The 1,429-nt window shown below is 64.3% G+C and carries 1 protein-coding gene and 1 pseudogene; one reads left to right on the forward strand and one right to left on the reverse strand.

Annotated features, from left to right (window positions below; all coding sequences use genetic code 11):
* A pseudogene (locus EN964_RS34485) lies at positions 1 to 335 on the forward strand (glutathione-disulfide reductase); the annotation flags it as partial.
* A gap of 60 nt (positions 336 to 395) precedes the next feature.
* Here EN964_RS34485 and mgtE read toward each other — a convergent pair.
* The coding region (mgtE, locus tag EN964_RS34490) for a magnesium transporter (protein WP_127277434.1) at positions 396 to 1,429 on the reverse strand (1,034 nt) is incomplete at its 5' end.

The following is a 1,429-nucleotide window of genomic DNA, read 5'->3' on the forward strand; positions in this document are numbered from 1 at the left end:
CTGTCGGATTGTCGGAGGACGACGCCGTCAAGCGCTTCCCCGACATCGAGATCTACCGCGCGACATTCCGGCCGATGCGGCACACCCTGTCCGGGCGCGACGAGAAGATGCTGATAAAGCTGGTGGTCGATGGCGCGTCGAAAAAAGTGCTTGGCGCCCACATATTGGGGCCGGATGCCGGCGAGATGGCGCAGCTGCTCGGCATCCCGCTGAAGGCCGGCCTGACCAAGGACGATTTCGACCGTACGATGGCCGTGCATCCGACAGCGGCGGAAGAACTGGTCACCATGTACAAGCCGACCTATCGCGTGAAGGACGGCGAGCGCGTCGATTGACGGCAAATCCGGGTTGAGGAACTCCGCCGCGGCAAGGTCATGCCACGGCGGAGATAGTCGCTACAGAAGCGTGCCGCGCAGGATCACCAGCGCCACCGAAAAGTAGATCACCAGCCCGGTGACATCGACCAGCGTGGCGACGAACGGCGCCGATGCGCTGGCCGGGTCGAAGCCGATACGTTTCAAGGCGAACGGCAGCATCGACCCCGACAGCGAACCGAAGGTGACGATGCCGACCAGTGCAGCCCCCACCGTGGTAGCGATCAGCGGCCAGTGCGGGCCATAATCGTAGAAGCCCATATACTGCCACAGCGCGATGCGGCAGACGCCGACCACGCCGAGCATGGCGCCCAGCACCAAGCCGGTGGGCAGCTCGCGCAGCGCCACCCGCCACCAGTCGCCAAGACCGATCTCGCGCAACGCCAGCGCGCGGATGACCAGCGAGGTCGCCTGCGAGCCGGAATTGCCGCCGGAGCTCATGATCAGCGGGATGAACAGCGTCAGCACGATCGCCTTCTCCAACTCGCCCTCATAGCTCTGCATTGCGTTGGCCGTCAGCATCTCCGAGATGAACAGCGCGCACAGCCAGCCGCCGCGTTTCTTGATCATGGCGAGGAAGCTCATCTTCATGTACGGCTCGTCCAGCGCCTCCATGCCGCCGAAACGGTGCGCGTCCTCGGTCGTCTCCGCGACCATCGTGTCGATGATGTCGTCGATGGTGACGATGCCGAGGATCTTGCCATGGTCGACGACCGGAAGGGCGAGCAGATCGTATTTGGAGATCGTCTGCGCCAGGGTTTCGCGATCGGTCAGCGGGCCGACCGTCACCGGAAGGTGATCCGGCGCCACCGTCATGATCGGATCGTCAGGCTCACCGGTGATCAGCCGGCGCAGGCCCGTCGAGCGCACGAGCAGGTGCGTCTGCGGATCGACGATATAGATCGCGTAGACGGTTTCGCGTGTCCGCTCGACCTTGCGGATGTAGTCGAGCGTCTGCCCGACGGTCCAGTCCGAGGGCACGCTGACGAACTCCGTCGTCATGATCGATGCGGCGCTGCCTTCGGGATAGCCGAGGATGGAGAGCAGGGTTGCGC

It is taken from the genome of Mesorhizobium sp. M7A.F.Ca.CA.001.10.2.1, from assembly GCF_003998575.1.
Taxonomy (GTDB): domain Bacteria; phylum Pseudomonadota; class Alphaproteobacteria; order Rhizobiales; family Rhizobiaceae; genus Mesorhizobium.